The 17,088-nt window shown below is 69.8% G+C and carries 15 protein-coding genes; 13 read left to right on the top strand and 2 right to left on the bottom strand.

Translation table 11 applies throughout. The features are described from left to right. Positions 1 to 4 precede the first annotated feature (4 nt). The 13 genes from G5B31_RS03595 to folD all read left to right on the top strand — a co-directional run bounded on the left by G5B31_RS03595 (position 5) and on the right by folD (position 14,049). Positions 5 to 1,225 (top strand): cell envelope biogenesis protein TolA, encoded by a 1,221-nt coding sequence (locus G5B31_RS03595; protein WP_165013893.1) that lies wholly within the window; start codon positions 5 to 7, stop codon positions 1,223 to 1,225. Between the two features lie 112 nt (positions 1,226 to 1,337). After that, a complete protein-coding gene (gene tolB / locus G5B31_RS03590) occupies positions 1,338 to 2,669 on the top strand; it encodes a Tol-Pal system beta propeller repeat protein TolB (protein WP_165013891.1) in 1,332 nt (443 codons plus the stop codon). 97 nt (positions 2,670 to 2,766) lie between these two features. After that, positions 2,767 to 3,291, top strand: a complete 525-nt coding sequence (gene pal, locus G5B31_RS03585) for a peptidoglycan-associated lipoprotein Pal (RefSeq protein ID WP_165013889.1) — start codon at positions 2,767 to 2,769, stop codon at positions 3,289 to 3,291. Between the two features lie 5 nt (positions 3,292 to 3,296). Beyond that, complete coding sequence (ybgF, locus tag G5B31_RS03580) at positions 3,297 to 4,118, top strand: tol-pal system protein YbgF (protein WP_394352115.1); 822 nt, start codon at positions 3,297 to 3,299, stop codon at positions 4,116 to 4,118. Positions 4,119 to 4,162: 44 nt separating this feature from the next. Beyond that, on the top strand, positions 4,163 to 5,263 hold the full coding sequence (gene tilS / locus G5B31_RS03575) for a tRNA lysidine(34) synthetase TilS (protein WP_165013885.1): 1,101 nt from the start codon (positions 4,163 to 4,165) through the stop codon (positions 5,261 to 5,263). 78 nt (positions 5,264 to 5,341) lie between these two features. Continuing rightward, a complete protein-coding gene (gene ftsH / locus G5B31_RS03570; RefSeq protein ID WP_165013883.1) occupies positions 5,342 to 7,264 on the top strand; it encodes an ATP-dependent zinc metalloprotease FtsH in 1,923 nt (640 codons plus the stop codon). Between the two features lie 416 nt (positions 7,265 to 7,680). Further along, positions 7,681 to 8,649: a magnesium transporter CorA family protein gene (locus G5B31_RS03565; protein ID WP_165013881.1), complete on the top strand. Its 969-nt coding sequence runs from the start codon at positions 7,681 to 7,683 to the stop codon at positions 8,647 to 8,649. Continuing rightward, positions 8,640 to 9,407, top strand: a complete 768-nt coding sequence (locus G5B31_RS03560; RefSeq protein ID WP_165013879.1) for a methyltransferase — start codon at positions 8,640 to 8,642, stop codon at positions 9,405 to 9,407. Before G5B31_RS03565 ends, G5B31_RS03560 begins: the two co-directional genes overlap by 10 nt. Before the next feature lies 1 nt (position 9,408). Further along, positions 9,409 to 10,029: an MOSC domain-containing protein gene (locus tag G5B31_RS03555; protein WP_165013877.1), complete on the top strand. Its 621-nt coding sequence runs from the start codon at positions 9,409 to 9,411 to the stop codon at positions 10,027 to 10,029. 166 nt (positions 10,030 to 10,195) lie between these two features. Next, positions 10,196 to 11,872, top strand: a complete 1,677-nt coding sequence (locus G5B31_RS03550; RefSeq protein WP_165013875.1) for a formate--tetrahydrofolate ligase — start codon at positions 10,196 to 10,198, stop codon at positions 11,870 to 11,872. Positions 11,873 to 11,937: 65 nt separating this feature from the next. Further along, positions 11,938 to 12,249, top strand: coding sequence for a chorismate mutase (locus tag G5B31_RS03545; RefSeq protein WP_165013872.1), 312 nt, complete (start codon positions 11,938 to 11,940; stop codon positions 12,247 to 12,249). A gap of 19 nt (positions 12,250 to 12,268) precedes the next feature. Beyond that, on the top strand, positions 12,269 to 13,147 hold the full coding sequence (locus G5B31_RS03540; RefSeq protein WP_165013870.1) for a bifunctional 5,10-methylenetetrahydrofolate dehydrogenase/5,10-methenyltetrahydrofolate cyclohydrolase: 879 nt from the start codon (positions 12,269 to 12,271) through the stop codon (positions 13,145 to 13,147). 11 nt (positions 13,148 to 13,158) lie between these two features. Continuing rightward, positions 13,159 to 14,049, top strand: coding sequence for a bifunctional methylenetetrahydrofolate dehydrogenase/methenyltetrahydrofolate cyclohydrolase FolD (folD, locus tag G5B31_RS03535; protein ID WP_165013868.1), 891 nt, complete (start codon positions 13,159 to 13,161; stop codon positions 14,047 to 14,049). Here the strand turns inward: folD and pdeM are convergent. Both pdeM and G5B31_RS03525 read right to left on the bottom strand, forming a co-directional pair. Beyond that, entirely contained in the window at positions 14,046 to 14,693 is a 648-nt protein-coding gene (pdeM, locus tag G5B31_RS03530; RefSeq protein WP_165013866.1) for a ligase-associated DNA damage response endonuclease PdeM, read from the bottom strand. The two genes, folD and pdeM, sit on opposite strands and share 4 nt — an antisense overlap. A 3-nt stretch (positions 14,694 to 14,696) precedes the next feature. Continuing rightward, the gene (locus G5B31_RS03525; protein ID WP_165013864.1) at positions 14,697 to 17,084 is read right to left on the bottom strand and encodes a ligase-associated DNA damage response DEXH box helicase; all 2,388 of its coding nucleotides are present in this window, start codon (positions 17,082 to 17,084) and stop codon (positions 14,697 to 14,699) included. Between the last annotated feature and the right edge of the window lie 4 nt (positions 17,085 to 17,088).

Here is a 17,088-nt window from a genome sequence, read left to right as displayed (position 1 = left end):
CGCGGTGACGGACTGGGGCCAGGATACGGGCCTTTCCAAGGGCACGATCTACTCGGGGGCGGGCCATATCGGCCTGATCCTCTGGGTGGTCGTGGGCGACTGGCTGTTCCCGCATTCCGAGCCCGAGACGATCGAGGTCGCCACCGTCTCGATGATGACCGAGGCCGAGTTCCAGGCAATGCAATCCTCGGCCCCGGCGCCGTCGGAGACGCCGGCGCCCGAACAGGCGGCCACGGCCGAGCCGGAGGAAGCGCCCGCCGCGCCGGCGGCGGAGCCGGAGGTGCAGCCGGAGCCGCAACCCGCGCCGCAGCCCGAACCCGAGCCGGTGGCCGAGACCCCGCCCGAGCCCGAGGCGGTGCCACAGCCGCCGGAACCCGTCCCCGATCCGGTCCCCGCCGAGCCGGTGGCGGAGCCGGCGCCGGATGACGTTGTGCTGGCGCCGGAGGAACAGCCGATCCCCACCATGTCCTCCAGCATGAGGCCGAAGCCCAAGCCCGCCCCCATCGTGGCGCCGGACCCGGTGTCGGTGCCCGAGGACACGGTGACCGCCGAGACCCCGACCGAGGCCACCAGCGAGGAGCCGGCCGAGACACCGCCCGAGGTGGTCGAGGAGCCGCAGCCCGAGGCCGTGCCGGAGGAGACCGGCGACATCGTCGAGACCGAGGCGACCGAGGAGCAGGAAGAGTCGCTCGGCATGGCCAGCTCGCCGCGGCCGAAGGGCAAGCCCAGCCGTCCGGCGCCGACCGAGACCCCGGCGACGGAGACCCCGACCAATACCGGCACCGCGACCGAGGACAGCTCGGACGCCGCGGCCGAGGCCGCGATTGCCGCCGCCCTGGCCGAAGCCGCCGCCGAGGAGGAGACCGCCCCCGCCGGCGGATCGGCCGCCCCCGCGCCCAGCGGGCCGCCGCTCAACGCCGGCGAGATCGGCGACGTGCAGGCGGCCATCGGCTCGAAATGGAGCCTCGGCGCGGTGTCGACCGACACGATGCGCACCACCATCGTGGTGCGGGTCAGCTTCGACCCGACCGGCAAGCCGACCGACATCCAGCTGATCGAAAGCGACGGCCCCAGTCAGGCGGCGACCGATACCGCCTACATGGCGGCCAAGAGTGCCATCGTCCGCGCCGCGCGGGAGGGTGGCATCCCCTTCCCGCCCGACAAATACGAGACCTGGAAGGTGGTGGATTTCGTCTTCGACCCGAACGGGATGCGATTCAGATGAGGCGCATTCTTTCGGCAAGGGGCCGCTCGGCGGCCGGATTTCCCCGCAACTCCGCGGCCCGATGGGCTAGGATCGGGCGGGATAAGGCATCAAGAAACGGAGCACGAGGCAGATGAAACCGTCCTTCCGCATCCTTCCCGCGCTGCTGGCGCTGGCGCTTGGCAGCGTGACCGCCCTGCCCGCCGCGGCGCAGGAGCCGTTGCGCATCAACATCACCCAGGGGGTGATCGACCCGATGCCCTTCGCGGTGCCGACCTTCATCGACGAGGGCGGAGCCGGGGAACTGGCGCGCAACCTCAGCCGCGTCGTCGCCTCCGATCTCGGCGGCACCGGCCTGTTCCGGGAAATCCCGGAGGATGCCCATATCAGCCGGATCGGCAGCTTCGACGGCGGCGTCGCCTTCGAGGACTGGCGCGCGGTCAATGCCCGGGTGCTGATCACCGGCGCGGTCTCGGCCTCGGGCGGGCGGGTGACGGTGAAGTTCCGCGCCTATGACGTGGTGAACGGCTCGGTCATCGAGGGCGCCGCGCTGCAATTCGCCGGCACTACCGATGGCTGGCGGCGGATGGCGCACAAGGTGGCCGACGTGGTCTATTCCAAGATCACCGGCGAGGGCGGCTATTTCGACAGCCGCGTGGTCTTCGTCAGCGAGTCCGGGCCGAAGAACGCCCGCGCCAAGCGGCTGGCGGTGATGGATTACGACGGCGCCAATGTCCAGTATCTGACCGACAGCAGCGCCATTGTGCTGGCGCCGCGCTTCTCGCCGGCCGGGGACCGCATCCTGTATACCAGCTACGAGACCGGCTTCCCGCGCATCACCCTGATGGACGTGGGCAGCCTCAGCCGGCAGACCCTGGGCGAACAGCCCGGCACGATGACCTTCGCGCCGCGCTTCTCGCCCGATGGCGGCACGGTGGTGTTCAGCCTGGAACGCGGCGGCAATACCGACATCTATTCGATGGACCTGCGCGGCGGCTCGGTGAAACAGCTGACCAACGCGCCCTCGATCGAGACCGCGCCCTCGTTCAGCCCGGACGGCAGCCAGATCGTGTTCGAGAGCGACCGCTCCGGCGCGCCGCAGATCTATGTCATGCCGGCCTCGGGCGGCGAGGGGCGGCGGATTTCCGGCGGCGAGGGGCGCTACGGCACCCCGGTCTGGTCGCCCCGCGGCGACCTGATCGCCTTCACCAAGCAGAACAAGGGCCGCTTCCACATCGGCGTCATGCGCACCGACGGCAGCGAGGAGCGGTTGCTCACGGCCTCGTTCCTTGACGAGGGCCCGACCTGGGCGCCGAATGGCCGCGTGATCATGTTCACCCGCGAAACCAGCGGAGGCGGCGGGCAGGCCGGGCTGTGGTCGGTCGACATCTCGGGCCGCAACCTGAAGCAGATCCCCAGCGAGGGCCCGGCCAGCGATCCGGCCTGGTCGCCGCTGCTGCCGTAATCCTGCGCAGGGGCCGAGGGGGCCGATTCCCAAAGCCGCGCGAACCTGATAGAAACGGGGAAATGCCCGTTCGAGCCAACGAGAAGGACAGAACAAGATGACGCTTTTCCCCAAGGCCCTGCTGCTCCTGGCCGTGCTGACGCTGGCCGCCTGCCAGAACCCCAACCGCTATGGCGCGGGCGGAGCCGGGGGGGCAGGCGCGGGTGCCGGCGGCTATGTCGACACCACCGGCCTGGGCGACCCGAACGACCCGCGCTCCATCGCCTATTTCAACCAGACGGTGGGCGACCGGGTGCTGTTCGCGGTGGACCAGTCGACGCTGTCGCCCGAGGCGCGGACGGTGCTGACCGGCCAGGCCAACTGGCTGAACCAGAACCCGGCCTATGCCATCATCATCGAGGGCCATGCCGACGAACAGGGCACCCGGGAATACAACCTCGCCCTCGGCGCCCGCCGCGCAGCGGCGGTGCAGCAGTTCCTGATCAGCCAGGGCGTCGGGGCCGGGCGGATGAAGACCATCTCCTACGGCAAGGAGCGGCCCATCGAGGTCTGCTCGGACGAATCCTGCTATTCCCGCAACCGCCGCGCCGTGACGGTGCTGTCGGCCGGCATGGGGGTGTAAGGATGATGCGGCGGCTGCGCCTTCTGCTGCCCTTGCTGGCGCTGCCCCTGGCGGCGCCGGCGGGGGCCGAGACCCTGGCCGACATCCGGGTCGAACTGGGCCAGCTGGCCGCCGATTTCAACACGCTGAAGGCCGAGTTGACCACCACGGGCAGCATGGCCTCGGTCGGCGGCGGCGATGCGCTGCAGCGGATGGACGCCATCGAGGCGGAACTCGCCCGGCTGACCGCCCGGGCCGAGGAGATCGAGCTGCGGCTGAACCGGGTGGTGACCGACGGCACCAACCGCATCGGCGACATCGAGTTCCGGCTCTGCGAGGCGACGCCGGGCTGCGATCCGCTGAACATGCCCGCCACCGTGCCGCTGGGGGGCGCCGCCCCGGCAGCGACCCCGGCGCCTGCGGCGACCGACACCCCTTCCGCCTCCTCCGGCGGGCCCGAGCTTGCGATGGGCGAACAGGCGGATTTCGACCGGGCCAAGGAGGTGCTCGGTCAGGGTGACTTTCGCGGTGCTGCAACGCTCTTTGCGACCTTTACCGAATCCTATCCTGGCGGGCCGCTGACGCAGGAGGCCCACTACCTGCGCGGCGAGGCGCTGTCGCAGCTGGGCGAGACGGCGAATGCCGCGCGCGCCTATCTGGAGGCCTATTCCGGCGACCCGCAGGGCGGCTTCGCCGCCGATGCGCTGCTGAAGCTGGGCCAGGCGCTGGGCACCCTGGGCCAGACGCCCGAGGCCTGCGTGACGCTGGCCGAGGTGACTGCGCAATACCCCGGCACCATGGCGGCGACCCAGGCGCCGATCGCCATGCAGGGGCTGGGGTGTCCGTAAGCCTGACGGATCGGCTGGTTCTGCCGGCTGAGAAGAGAATCGGGGTGGCCTTGTCGGGCGGCGGAGATTCCGTCGCCCTTCTGCATCTGCTGCGGCAGGCGGGGCATGAGGTGCTGGCCGTCACCGTGGACCACGGCCTGCGCCCCGAAAGTGCCGTGGAGGCGCAGCTTGTGGCGGGCCGGTGCCGGGGCTGGGGTATTTCCCATCACGTCCTGCGGTGGGAGCGGAGCGACATCCGCGGCAACCTGATGGATGCGGCGCGGCGGGCGCGGGCCGGGCTGATCGCGGACTGGGCGGCGGGGCAGGGGCTGTCCGCCGTGGCGCTGGGCCATACCGCCGACGACCAGGCCGAGACGCTGCTGATGGGCCTCTCGCGTGCCGCCGGGATCGACGGGCTCTGCGGGCTGCGGCCGGAGTGGCGGCAGGGTGGAGTGACATGGCTGCGGCCGATGCTGCGGATCGGCCGGGCGGAGCTGCGCGGCTGGCTGGCGGCGCAGGGCCTGCCCTGGGTGGAGGACCCCACCAATGCCGACGACCGCTACCTGCGCGCCCGCACCCGCAAGGCACTGGCCGCGCTGGCGCCCTTGGGGCTGACGGCAGAGCGGCTTGCCGAAAGTGCGGCGCATCTGGCGCAGGCCCGGGCGGCGCTGGATGCCGCGGTGGCCGAAGCCGTGCCGGGCGTGATGACGGAGTCTGCCGGTGCCCTGCGCGTCGATGCCGCCCGCTTCGCCGCCCTGCCGGCCGAGATCGCCCGGCGGCTGGCGCAGGCGGCGGTGCTCTGGCTCTCCGGCGCCGATTACCCGCCGCGCGCCGCCGATCTGGCGCGGTTCGTCGCCGCCATTGCCGGGGGAAAGGCCGCCACCCTGGCCGGTTGCCGGCTCAAGGACGGCTGGCTGGCTGCGGAACCCCGCGCCGTAGACATGCGCCGCTGGCGGGTGGAGGGGCAGGGGCAGGTCGCGCCGCTGGGGCCGGAGGGCCCGCGCCAGTGCCCGGACTGGCGCGCCACGGGCCTGCCGCGGCATGTGCTGGAGGTCACGCCGGGCCTGTGGCAGGGCGAGACCCTGATCGCCGCCCCCTGCGCGGGTTTCGGCGCGGCGACGGCGATCTGCGTGCCTTCCTTCGCCCAGGCTCTGTTATCGCATTGAACCCCGGCCGCAGATGACTATCTTGGGATCAAAGCCGCGCCGCACCCGGCGGGCCGTGGCCGTTACGGGAGTCTCTTCGTGAACAACGCACGAAACATCGCCTTCTGGGCCGTCCTGCTTCTTCTCATCGTGATGCTGTTCCAGCTGTTCTCGGGCGGGCAGTCGACCATGTCCTCGCGCAACCTCAGCTATTCGGACTTCATCGCCATGGCCGAGGGCGACAAGATCCAGTCCGTCACCCTGGACGGCGAGCGGGTGGAGATCCGGGGCAAGGACGGCACCTCCTATGTGGCGATCAAGCCGGATGGCGAGGAGATCACCGACCGGCTGATCGCCAAGGGCATCGAGGTCAAGGCGGTGCCGCAGGAAGAATCGGGCTTCATGTCGATGCTGTCCTTGTGGCTGCCCTTCCTGGTGCTGATCGGCATCTGGATCTTCTTCATGAACCGGATGCAGGGCGGCGGCCGCGGCGGCGCGATGGGCTTCGGCAAGTCGCGCGCCAAGCTGCTGACGGAAAAGCAGGGCCGGGTGACCTTCGACGACGTGGCCGGGATCGACGAGGCCAAGGAAGAGCTGGAAGAGATCGTCGAATTCCTGCGCAACCCGCAGAAATTCTCCCGTCTCGGCGGGAAAATTCCCAAGGGCGCGCTGCTGGTCGGCCCCCCGGGCACGGGTAAGACCCTCTTGGCTCGGGCCATCGCCGGTGAGGCCGGGGTGCCGTTCTTCACCATCTCCGGCTCCGACTTCGTGGAGATGTTCGTGGGCGTCGGCGCCAGCCGCGTGCGCGACATGTTCGAGCAGGCGAAGAAGAACGCGCCCTGCATCGTCTTCATCGACGAGATCGACGCGGTGGGCCGCGCCCGCGGCGTCGGCATCGGCGGCGGCAACGACGAGCGCGAGCAGACGCTGAACCAGCTTCTGGTGGAAATGGATGGGTTCGAGGCCAACGAGGGCGTGATCATCATCGCCGCCACCAACCGCAAGGACGTGCTGGACCCGGCGCTCTTGCGCCCCGGCCGGTTCGACCGCCAGATCCATGTCCCGAACCCCGACATCAAGGGGCGCGAGAAGATCCTGTCGGTCCACGCCCGCAAGGTGCCGCTTGGTCCCGATGTCGATCTGCGCACCATCGCGCGCGGCTCTCCGGGCTTCTCGGGTGCCGATCTGATGAACCTTGTCAACGAGGCGGCGCTGATGGCCGCCCGGGCGGGGCGCCGCTTCGTCACCATGGTGGATTTCGAGAACGCCAAGGACAAGGTGATGATGGGGGCCGAGCGCCGGTCGATGGTGCTGACGCCCGAGCAGAAGGAGATGACCGCCTATCACGAGGCCGGCCACGCCATCGTCGGCATGTCGCTGCCGAAATGCGATCCGGTCTACAAGGCGACGATCATCCCGCGCGGCGGCGCGCTCGGCATGGTGATGAGCCTGCCGGAGATGGACCGGCTGAACTGGCACAAGGACCAGTGCGAGCAGCGCATCGCCATGACCATGGCCGGCAAGGCCGCCGAGATTCTGAAATACGGCGACGAGGCGGTGTCGAACGGACCTTCGGGCGATATCCAGCAGGCCTCGGCGCTGGCCCGCGCCATGGTGCTGCGCTGGGGCATGTCCGAGGTGGTCGGCAACATCGACTATGCCGAGGCGCATGAAGGTTATTCCGGCAACGCCGGCGGCTTCTCGGTCTCGGCCGAGACCAAGCGGCTGATCGAGCAGGAGGTGAAGCGCCTGATCGACGAGGGCTACGAGACCGCCCGCCGCATCCTGACCGAGCGGCAAGAGGATTGGGAACGGTTAGCCAAGGGTCTCCTGGAATACGAGACGCTGACCGGCGACGAGATCCGCAAGGTGATCGCCGGCGAGAAACTGGGCGACGATGCCGATGCCGGCACCCCGCCGGCGCCTTCGGGCGGCGGCACGGCCTCGGTGGTGTCGATCCCGAAGACCCGCAAACCGCGGGCGGCGAAGCCGAAGCCCGACCCGGAACCCTCGCCGCTGTGACGGTGGAGAAGGCCCCGCGAGAGCGGGGCCTTCTGGTTTTGGGGGAGACGCAGGCGGCCAAGGGCTTCCTTGGCGAAGGCGCGTGCCTTCGCCATCGCGCAACGGGTCCCCTTGTCCCGGCCGGGCCTCAAAGGCCCGGCCAGCGCCCGCCCGCCCCTTGGCGGGCGCTTCTCGCCCGCCCGGGCGGACGCTGGCCTCTCGGGGTCTCGTGCCACAGCCGTTTCCGGTTGCAGCCGCCGCGCACGGGCGGGGCGAGGCAGTGCCTCGCCTTCTCCCGCCCGGGCCGGTCGGGGATGGTGGGGCGGAGCCCCACCCTACCTCAGGCCCGGCGGGTTCCCCGCGCGTCCCGCCGCCCCCCGTTGCCCGGCCCCCCCGATCCGGCCTAGGTTGGCGGCGAAGCCGCGGGCGGGGGTGGGATGATCACGGTCTATCGGGAAGCCGGAGGGCGGCTGGCGGCCTCGGGCGCGGCGCTGGAGCCGCTGGCGGGCGTGGTCTGGATCGACCTGCACGCCCCTTCCGCCGCCGAGGAAAAGGCGGTGGAGGCGGCGCTCGGCCTGAACATCCCCACCCGCGAGGACATGGAGGAGATCGAATCCTCCTCCCGCGCCTATGCCGAGGACGGCGCGCTTTACCTGACCGCGCAGGTCGTGGCCTCGCCCGAGGGGCGCGAGCCGGAACTGGCGCCGGTGACCTTCGTCGTCGCCGGGCCGCGGCTGGTGACGGTGCGCTACCACGCCCCCGGCTCCATCGCCTATTTCGCCAAGCGGGCCGAGGCGCATCCCCTGGGCTGCACCTCCGGCATGACCACGCTGATGGCGCTGATGGAGACCATCGTCGACCGGCTGGCCGACATCCTGGAGGGCGAGGGCCGCAAGCTGGACGCCACCACCCGCGCGATCTTCGAGGCGCACCGGCCCTCGGGCCGGATGCAGGTGCTTTCGGCGCTGATGCAGCGGATCGGCCGGGCCGAGGACCTGAACGGCAAGGTGGACGAAAGCCTGACCACGCTGGCGCGGCTGGGGACCTATCTGGCGCTGGCGGGCGGCGAGGCGAAGGCCGACAAGGCCGACAAGGGCCGGCTGAAGGTGCTGGGGCGCGACATCCGCTCGCTGCTGGAGGCGGCGGAGAAGCACGAGCGCAAGATCACCTTCCAGCTGGACGCCACGCTGGGGGTGATCAACATCCGTCAGGCCGACGTGATCAAGATCTTCTCGGTGGTGGCCTTCGTCTTCCTGCCGCCGACGCTGATCGCCAGCATCTACGGGATGAACTTCGACGTGATGCCGGAACTGCACTGGCCCTGGGGCTATCCGCTGGCGCTGCTGGCGATGGCGGTCTCGGCGCTGGTGCCCTTCCTGATCTTCCGGTGGAAGAAATGGCTGTAGACTGGAATCCGGCGGCCTATGCCGCCTTCCGCGGCTTGCGGCTGCGGCCGGCGCTGGACCTGCTGGCGCAGGTGCCCGATCTGCCTCCGGGCGATGCGGTCGATCTCGGCTGCGGCGACGGCGCGGCGGCGGGGCCGCTGGCGGCGCGCTTTCCCGGGCGGCGGCTGGTGGGGGTGGATGCCTCGCCCGCGATGCTGGAGCAGGCGGCGGGCTATGCGGCGAAGACGCTGGCCGACATTGCGGACTGGCGGCCGGGGGCGCCGCCGGCGCTGGTCTTCTCCAACGCCGCGCTGCACTGGTTGCCGGACCATGATGCGCTGCTGCCGCGGCTGGCCGGGCTGCTGGCGCCGGGCGGCACGCTGGCGGTGCAGATGCCGGTCAACCACATGGCGCCCTCGCACCGCTTCCTGCGCGACATCGCCCAAGCGATGTTCCCCGACCGCTTCGACTTCGCCGGCTACCGCCCGCCGGTCGCCACGCCCTCGGAATACTGGGCGCTGCTGGCGCCCCTCGGCGCGCTGTCGGTCTGGGAGACGGAATATCTGCAACCGCTCGGCCCCGCGGCCGAGGGCCACCCGGTCCGCGCCTTCACCGCCTCCACCGCCATGCGCCCCTTCCTCGACCGGCTGACCGCCGAGGAGGCGGCGCGGTTCACCGCCCGCTACGACGAGGCGCTGGACAGCGCCTATCCGCGGCTGGAGGATGGCGGGGCGCTGTTCCCCTTCCGCCGCCTGTTCCTGATCCTGACGAGGCCCTGACATGCCGATCGCCCTGAAACCCACCGATTTCACCGCCCGCGTGGTCTGGATGGGCACGCAGGAGGTGCCGGTCGAGAACCTGGTGATCACCTCGGTGCCCGTCACCGAGATGCCGCTGACCTTCGCCGGCTATGCCCGCGAAAGCCACGGCGGCGAGACCCGGCCCTCCTGCTCGCGCGTGCTGGCGCAGCATCCGCGCGGCACCCCCATCCGCAACACCCGCCAGTTGTGCCTCGTCAGCGCCGAGGAGATGGCCGAGGTCGCCGCCGACTTGGGGTTGGCGGCCGAGTGGAACCACGCCTGGGTCGGCGCCTCGCTGGTGCTGGAGGGGATACCGGATTTCACCCATGTCCCGCCCTCCAGCCGGTTGCAGGGGCCGGACGGGGTGACGCTGGTGGTGGACATGATCAACCATCCCTGCCAGGAGCCTGCGGTGACGATCGCCAAGGCCACCGGCGGCCGGGGCAAGACCTTCAAGACCGCGGCCATGGGCAAGCGCGGGGTGACGGCCTGGGTGGAACGCGAGGGCCTGCTGCGGCTGGGCGACGTGCTGCGGCTGCATGTCCCGGACCAGCGCCCCTGGGTCTGTCTGGACGACGCCCGCGGGCTGGCGGCGGAGTGACGGCGGGGGAAAGTTTTCCCCTGAAATCCCCCAATTCCGGGCCGGACACAGCGGCTGGCGAATTTTGCGGCTTTCATGTCGCAAACCGGCCGTTGCATACCGATGTCCACCGCTATCACGTCGCTAATGGAATATCCGGCACGCCAGCCGCCCGTGGGAGACGCACATGGCCTTCAAGACCGACATCGAGATTGCGCGCGAAGCGAAGAAGAAGCCGATCATGGAGATCGGCGCCAAGCTGGGCATCCCGGCCGAACACCTGCTGCCCTACGGCCATGACAAGGCCAAGGTCAGCCAGGAGTTCATCAAGTCGCTGGAAGGCAAGCCCGACGGCAAGCTGATCCTCGTCACCGCGATCAACCCGACGCCGGCGGGCGAAGGCAAGACCACCACCACCGTGGGCCTGGGCGACGGGCTGAACCGCATCGGCAAGAAGGCGGTGATCTGCATCCGCGAGGCCTCGCTCGGCCCGAACTTCGGCATGAAGGGCGGCGCCGCGGGCGGCGGCATGGCCCAGGTCGTGCCGATGGAGGAGATGAACCTCCACTTCACCGGCGACTTCCATGCGATCACCTCGGCCCACAACCTGCTGTCGGCGATGATCGACAACCACATCTACTGGGGCAACGACCTGAACATCGACGCCCGCCGCGTGGTGTGGCGCCGGGTGATGGACATGAACGACCGCGCGCTCCGCGACATCGTGGTGAACCTGGGCGGCGTCTCGAACGGCTTCCCGCGCCAGACCGGCTTCGACATCACCGTGGCTTCGGAAGTCATGGCGATCCTCTGCCTGTCGAAGGACCTGGAAGACCTGCAGAAGCGGCTGGGCGACATCGTGGTCGCCTATACCCGCGACAAGAAGCCGGTCTACTGCCGCGACATCAAGGCTGACGGCGCGATGACCGTGCTGTTGAAGGACGCGATGCAGCCGAACCTGGTGCAGACGCTGGAAAACAACCCGGCCTTCGTCCACGGCGGCCCCTTCGCCAACATCGCCCACGGCTGCAATAGCGTCATCGCCACCAAGACCGCGCTGAAGCTGGGCGAATACGTGGTGACCGAGGCCGGCTTCGGTGCCGACCTGGGCGCCGAGAAGTTCTTCGACATCAAGTGCCGCAAGGCCGGGCTGAAGCCGGCGGCGGCGGTGATCGTGGCCACCGTCCGCGCGATGAAGATGAACGGCGGCGTCGCCAAGGCCGACCTGGGCACCGAGAACGTGGAAGCCGTGAAGAAGGGCTGCCCGAACCTCGGCCGCCACATCGCCAACGTGAAGGGCTTCGGCGTGCCGGTGGTGGTTGCGATCAACCACTTCTACAGCGACACCGATGCCGAAGTGGCGGCGGTCAAGGCCTATGTCGCCGAACAGGGCGCCGAGGCGGTGCTGTGCAAGCACTGGGCCAACGGCTCGGCCGGGGTCGAGGACCTCGCCCATACCGTGGTCAAGCTGGCCGAGGGCGGCACCGCCAACTTCGCGCCGCTCTACCCCGACGAGATGGGCCTGTTCCAGAAGGTCGAGACCATCGCCAAGCGCATCTACCATGCCGACGAGGTGATCGCCGACAAGTCGGTGCGCGACCAGTTGAAGGCTTGGGAGGCCGCGGGCTACGGCAACCTGCCGGTCTGCATGGCGAAGACCCAGTATTCCTTCTCGACCGACCCGAACCTGCGCGGCGCGCCGACCGGCCACACCATCCCGATCCGCGAAGTGCGGCTTTCGGCCGGTGCCGGCTTCATCGTGGTGATCTGCGGCGAGATCATGACCATGCCGGGCCTGCCCAAGGTGCCGAGCGCGGAAGTGATCCGGCTGAACGACGCCGGCCAGGTCGAGGGCCTGTTCTAAGGCGCCGCATTGTCCTTCCCGGGCCGCCGCCTTATCTGGGGGCGGCCCGGACAGGAGAACGACAGATGCGCAAGCCCGAGGATTGCACGACCATGGCCCATATCCGGGCCGAGATCGACCGGCTGGACGAGGATCTCGTCCGGCTTTTCGCCGAAAGGGCGGGCTATATCGACCGGGCGGCCGAGATCAAGGCGGAGGTGGACCTGCCGGCCAGGATCGACGACCGGGTGGAGCAGGTGGTGCAGAACGTCCGCCGCCATGCCGAGACCTACGGCCTGCCGCCCGATCTGGTGGAAAAGCTGTGGCGGCGGCTGATCGACTGGTCCATCGCCCGCGAGGAAAGCCGGCTGGGGCCGGATTCGCTGCGGCGGGGCTGAGGAAGGGACGAAGCGGCAGATGAGTGCCACGCTGATCGACGGCAAGGCCATCGCGGCCCGGATGCGCGCGGAGACCCGCGCCGAGGCCGAAAGGCTGGCCGAGGCCGGATGGGCGCCGCGGCTGGTGTCGATCTCGGTCGGCGACGTGGCGGCGGCGGAATTGTATGTCCGCAACCAGCAGCGCTCGGCCGAGGCCGCGGGTGTGGCCTTCGAGGCCCGCAACTACCCCGAGGCGATTTCGCTGGAGCAGCTGACCGGCGTCATCCAGGGCCTGAACGCCGACCCGCGGGTGAACGGCGTCATCATCCAGCGCCCCTTGCCTTCGCATATCCCGGTGAAATCGCTGCAGAAGGCGGTGCATCCGCTGAAGGATGTCGAGGGGATGCATCCCTCGTCCATCGGCAACATCGTCTACAACGACCTGACCCTCGGCCCCTGCACCGCAGTAGCGGCGGTGGAGATCCTGAAGACGCTGCCCCTGAAGATGGAAGGGCTGGATGTCTGCGTGATCGGCCATTCCGAGATCGTCGGCAAGCCGATCGCCTTCCTGATGATGGGCCTGGGCGCCACCGTCACCGTCTGCCACCACATGACCCGGCAGGTGGCGGTGCACAGCCGCGCCGCCGATGCGGTCTTCGTCGCCGTCGGCAAGCCCGGGCTGGTGCGGGGCGAGATGCTGAAACCCGGGGCGGCGCTGATCGACATCGGCATCAACCGGGTCGACGGCAAGACCGTAGGCGACGCCGATTTCGCCAGCTGCGCCGAGGTGGCGGGCTGGATCACCCCGGTGCCCGGCGGGGTCGGCCCGGTCACGGTGGCGATCCTGATGAACAACGCCGTTCTGGCGACACGGATGCAGATGGACCATTACCGCGCCGCCTTTGCGGCCGCGGTCTGAAGGAGGATCGGATGACGGCCAAGGTGATCGACGGCAAGGCCTTTGCGGCCAATGTGCGGGCGCAGGTGGCGGCCCATGTGACGAAGCTGAAGGACGAGAAGGGCATCCAGCCGGGTCTCGCCGTGGTGCTGGTGGGCGAGGACCCGGCCAGCCAGGTCTATGTGCGCAACAAGCACGCCTCGACCGTCGAGGTCGGAATGGCCTCTTTCGAACATCGTCTGCCGGCCACGACGTCCGAGGCCGAGCTGCTGGCGCTGATCGACCAGCTGAACGCCGATCCGAAAGTCCACGGGATTCTGGTGCAGTTGCCGCTGCCTGCTCACCTGAACTCGGAACTGGTGATCAACCGGATCGAGCCGGCGAAGGATGTGGACGGATTCCACATCTCGAACGTGGGGCTGTTGGGGACCGGGCAGAAGTCGATGGTGCCCTGCACGCCGCTCGGCTGCCTGATGATGCTGCGCGACCATCACGGCTCGCTCTCGGGGCTGAATGCCGTGGTGGTGGGGCGGTCGAACATCGTCGGCAAGCCGATGGCGCAACTGCTGCTGGGCGACAGCTGCACCGTGACCATCGCGCATTCGCGCACGAAGGACCTGGCCGAGGTCTGCAAGCGGGCCGACATCCTGGTCGCCGCCGTGGGCCGGCCGGAGATGATCACCGGCGAGATGGTGCGGCCGGGGGCCACCGTGATCGACGTGGGCATCAACCGGATCGAGCGCGACGGCAAGGCCAAGCTGGTCGGCGACGTGCATTACGAAAGCGCGGCCAAGGTGGCCGGGGCGATCACCCCGGTGCCGGGCGGGGTGGGGCCGATGACCATCGCCTGCCTGCTGGCCAATACCCTGACCGCCTGCTGCCGCGCCAACGGGCTGGAAGAACCGAAGGGGCTGACGGCCTAACGCGGCATCGGGATCGCCCGCGCCCTTGCTCCGGTCAGGATCGCAAGGGCGCCGGGCTGCATCAGGCCGGAAAGGGTGGGGTCCTCGCACCAAAGCCCGCCGGTATAGGCGCCGTAGGCCGGCAGGATCAGCCGCCGCGCATCGGCCAGGAAACAGGGTTTTCCCTGTCCGGCCAGCCGGGCCTTCGGGTGGTAATGGCCTGAAATCTCGAACATTTCCGCCGGGTCGGCGATGTGCCGGAAGGTCAGCGCGCCGAAGCCGACTTCGGCCCGGTGGCTGCCGCCCAGCGACAGCGGGCCGGGATCGTGGTTGCCTTCGACCCAGATCCACTCCCGCCCGGCCATCAGCCGGGTCAGCCACAAGGCGTCCCCCTCGTCCAGACTGTCGGCGGCGGCGAGGTCGTCGAAACTGTCGCCGAGGCAGATCACCGTCGCGGGGGCGGTGGCGGCGATGTCGGCATCCAGTCGCTCCAAAGTGGCGCGGGTTTCGTAGGGCGGCAGCAGCGCCCCGGCGCGGCGGGCGAGACGGGCGGATTTGCCGAGATGCAGGTCGCTGACCGCCAGCAGGCGGCGGGCGGGCCAGTGCAGCGCGCCGGAGGGCAGGGCGTGCAGGGTCTCGGGGCCGAGGGTCAGGGCGAAATGCATGATTCAGACAAGTCCTGCCGCCTGCATAAGCGCTTTCGCCGCCGCATCTGCAAGCTTTTCGCGGGCCTGCCCCTCGATCGGCACCTTGCTGGGCTCCAGGAACAGCGGCGCGGAAAGCGGCGTCACCCGGTCCAGGCGGCGCAGGTCGATGCGGCCTTCGGTGCGGGCCAGCAGGCCCTCGATCCGCGAGAAGTCGATCAGGCCGCGCATCGCCTCGTCCCTGGTGATCTGCAGCAGCAGGTGGCCGGGGTCGTAGCGGCGCAGGGTGTCGTAGAGGATGTCGGAGGAAAACGTGGCCTGCCGCCCGGTCTTGCGGCGGCCGTGGTGGCTGCGCTCGATCAGGCCGGCGACGATGGCGACGTTGCGGAAGGTGCGCTTCATCAGGGCGTTGGAGGAAAGCCAGGTCTCCAGCCCCTGCCGCAGGGTTTCCACCTCGAACAGCGGGGCAGGGTCGGTGACGGGGGAAAGGCCCCAGATCAGCGTGGCGTAGTCGGTGGCGACGAAGCCGAGCGGGTCGAGCCCCTGTTCCTCCATCTGTTTCGTCACCAGCAGGCCGAGGGTCTGCTGGGCGTTGCGCCCGGCGAAGCCGTAGATGCAGAGATGCTCGCGCCCTTCGTGCGGGAAGCTTTCCAGCAAGAGCGAATCGCGGTCGGGCAGGCGGGAGACCTGCCGTTGCAGCGCCAGCCAGCCGGCGGTGTGGGCGGGCAGGCCAGGCCAGTCCTCCTGCTGGAAGATCTGCAGGATACGGTCGGCCAGCAGGGTGGAGGTGGCGAATTTGGTGCCCGAATAGACGGCGACGCGCGGATCCTTCGCGGCGGAGCGGGTGACCTCGACGGTCAGTTCGTTCAGCCCCTCGTAGCGGACGATCTGGCCGGCCATCAGGAAGGTGTCGCCGGGGGTCAGCGAGGAGGCGAAGGATTCCTCGACCTCGCCGAGCGGCTGGCCGCGGCCGCGCAGGCGGACCTTCATCATCTCGCTGTCGACGATGGTGCCGAGGTTCTGGCGGATCACCGCCGCCGTGCGCGGATCGCGCAGGTGCCAGAGCGGGCCGGTCTGCTTCAGCCTTTGCCAGCGGTCGTAGGCGCGGAGCGCGTAGCCGCCGGTCGCCACGAAATCCAGCGTGCGGTCGAAGTCCAGCCGCGAGATGTCGTGGTAGGGGCCGGCGGTGGCGATCTCCCGGTAGAGCGCATCGGGATCGAAGGGGCCGGCGCAGGCGGTCATCAGGATGTGCAGGCACAGCACGTCGCGGGAGCCGGGGCCGCGCGGTTCGCCGTCCAGCGTGCGGTCGCGGACGGCATCGAGAGCGGCCCGGCATTCCACCACCTCGAAGCGGTTGGCGGGGACCAGCAGCGCCTTCGACGGCGCGTTGTAGCGGTGGTTGGCGCGGCCGATCCGCTGCACCAGTCGCTTGACGTTCTTCGGCGCGCCGACCTGGATCACCAGATCGACATCGCCCCAGTCGATGCCGAGGTCCAGCGAGCCGGTGCAGACCACGGCGCGCAGCCGGCCCTCGGCCATCGCGGCCTCCACCTTCTCGCGCTGTTCGCGGGCGAGCGAGCCGTGGTGGATGCCGATGGGCAGGCCCTCGTCGTTCGACAGCCAGAGGTCGTGGAAGAACAGCTCGGCCTGGGCGCGGGTGTTGTGGAAGATCAATGTGGTCCGGTGGGCCTTGATCTGCTTCAGGATTTCCGGGATCGCATGGCGGCCGCCACCGCCGGACCAGGGCGGCGCCTGCGGGGTCTCCAGCATGGAAATGTCGGGATCGGGGCCGGGATCGGCCAGAAGCACCTGCGTGCCGGGGGCGAGGAAGCGGGCCAGCGCGGGCGGGTCCTCGACCGTGGCGGAGAGGCCGGCGCGGCGGAGGCCGGGGGAAAGGCTCTGTAGCCGGGCGAGCAGCAGGGTCAACTGGTCGCCGCGCTTCGACTCGGCCAGCGCATGGAGTTCGTCGACGATCACCCGTTGCAGGCCGCCGAAGACTTTCCCTGCGTCCTCGTAGCTGAGCAGCAGCGCCAGGCTTTCCGGCGTGGTCAGCAGGATATGCGGCGGATCGGCGCGCTGGCGCTTGCGGGCGGTGGCGGAGGTGTCGCCGGTGCGGTCCTCGACCCTTATCGCCAGGCCCGCGCCTTCGATCGGGCGGCGCAGGTTGCGGCGGATGTCGGCGGTCAGGGCTTTCAGCGGCGAAATGTAGAGCGTGTGCAAGCCGGGGGCGGGATTCTGCGCCAGTTCGGCAAGCGTCGGCAGGAATCCTGCAAGCGTCTTGCCGCCGCCGGTGGGCGCGATCAGCAGGGTGGAGGCGGCGGAGGCGCGCTCCAGCATCGCCTGTTGGTGGGGATGCAGCGCCCAGGCTTGCGCGGCGAACCAGCGGGAGAGGGGGGCGGGAAGCGGGACCATGGCG

Origin of the sequence: Rhodobacter sp. SGA-6-6, assembly GCF_011043545.1 — a bacterium.
Classification (GTDB): domain Bacteria; phylum Pseudomonadota; class Alphaproteobacteria; order Rhodobacterales; family Rhodobacteraceae; genus Pseudogemmobacter.
The sequence above is the reverse complement of the archived record's forward strand: the minus strand, read 5'-3'. Positions and strand labels throughout refer to the sequence as shown.

Coding starts and splice junctions, on each gene's coding strand:
- tolB (WP_165013891.1), top strand. CDS start 1,338: ATGAAACCGTCCTTCCGCATCCTTCCCGCGCTGCTGGCGCTGGCGCTT.
- pal (WP_165013889.1), top strand. CDS start 2,767: ATGACGCTTTTCCCCAAGGCCCTGCTGCTCCTGGCCGTGCTGACGCTG.
- ybgF (WP_394352115.1), top strand. CDS start 3,297: ATGCGGCGGCTGCGCCTTCTGCTGCCCTTGCTGGCGCTGCCCCTGGCG.
- G5B31_RS03565 (WP_165013881.1), top strand. CDS start 7,681: ATGATCACGGTCTATCGGGAAGCCGGAGGGCGGCTGGCGGCCTCGGGC.
- G5B31_RS03560 (WP_165013879.1), top strand. CDS start 8,640: ATGGCTGTAGACTGGAATCCGGCGGCCTATGCCGCCTTCCGCGGCTTG.
- G5B31_RS03555 (WP_165013877.1), top strand. CDS start 9,409: ATGCCGATCGCCCTGAAACCCACCGATTTCACCGCCCGCGTGGTCTGG.
- G5B31_RS03550 (WP_165013875.1), top strand. CDS start 10,196: ATGGCCTTCAAGACCGACATCGAGATTGCGCGCGAAGCGAAGAAGAAG.
- G5B31_RS03545 (WP_165013872.1), top strand. CDS start 11,938: ATGCGCAAGCCCGAGGATTGCACGACCATGGCCCATATCCGGGCCGAG.
- G5B31_RS03540 (WP_165013870.1), top strand. CDS start 12,269: ATGAGTGCCACGCTGATCGACGGCAAGGCCATCGCGGCCCGGATGCGC.
- folD (WP_165013868.1), top strand. CDS start 13,159: ATGACGGCCAAGGTGATCGACGGCAAGGCCTTTGCGGCCAATGTGCGG.
- pdeM (WP_165013866.1), bottom strand. CDS start 14,693: ATGCATTTCGCCCTGACCCTCGGCCCCGAGACCCTGCACGCCCTGCCC.
- G5B31_RS03525 (WP_165013864.1), bottom strand. CDS start 17,084: ATGGTCCCGCTTCCCGCCCCCCTCTCCCGCTGGTTCGCCGCGCAAGCC.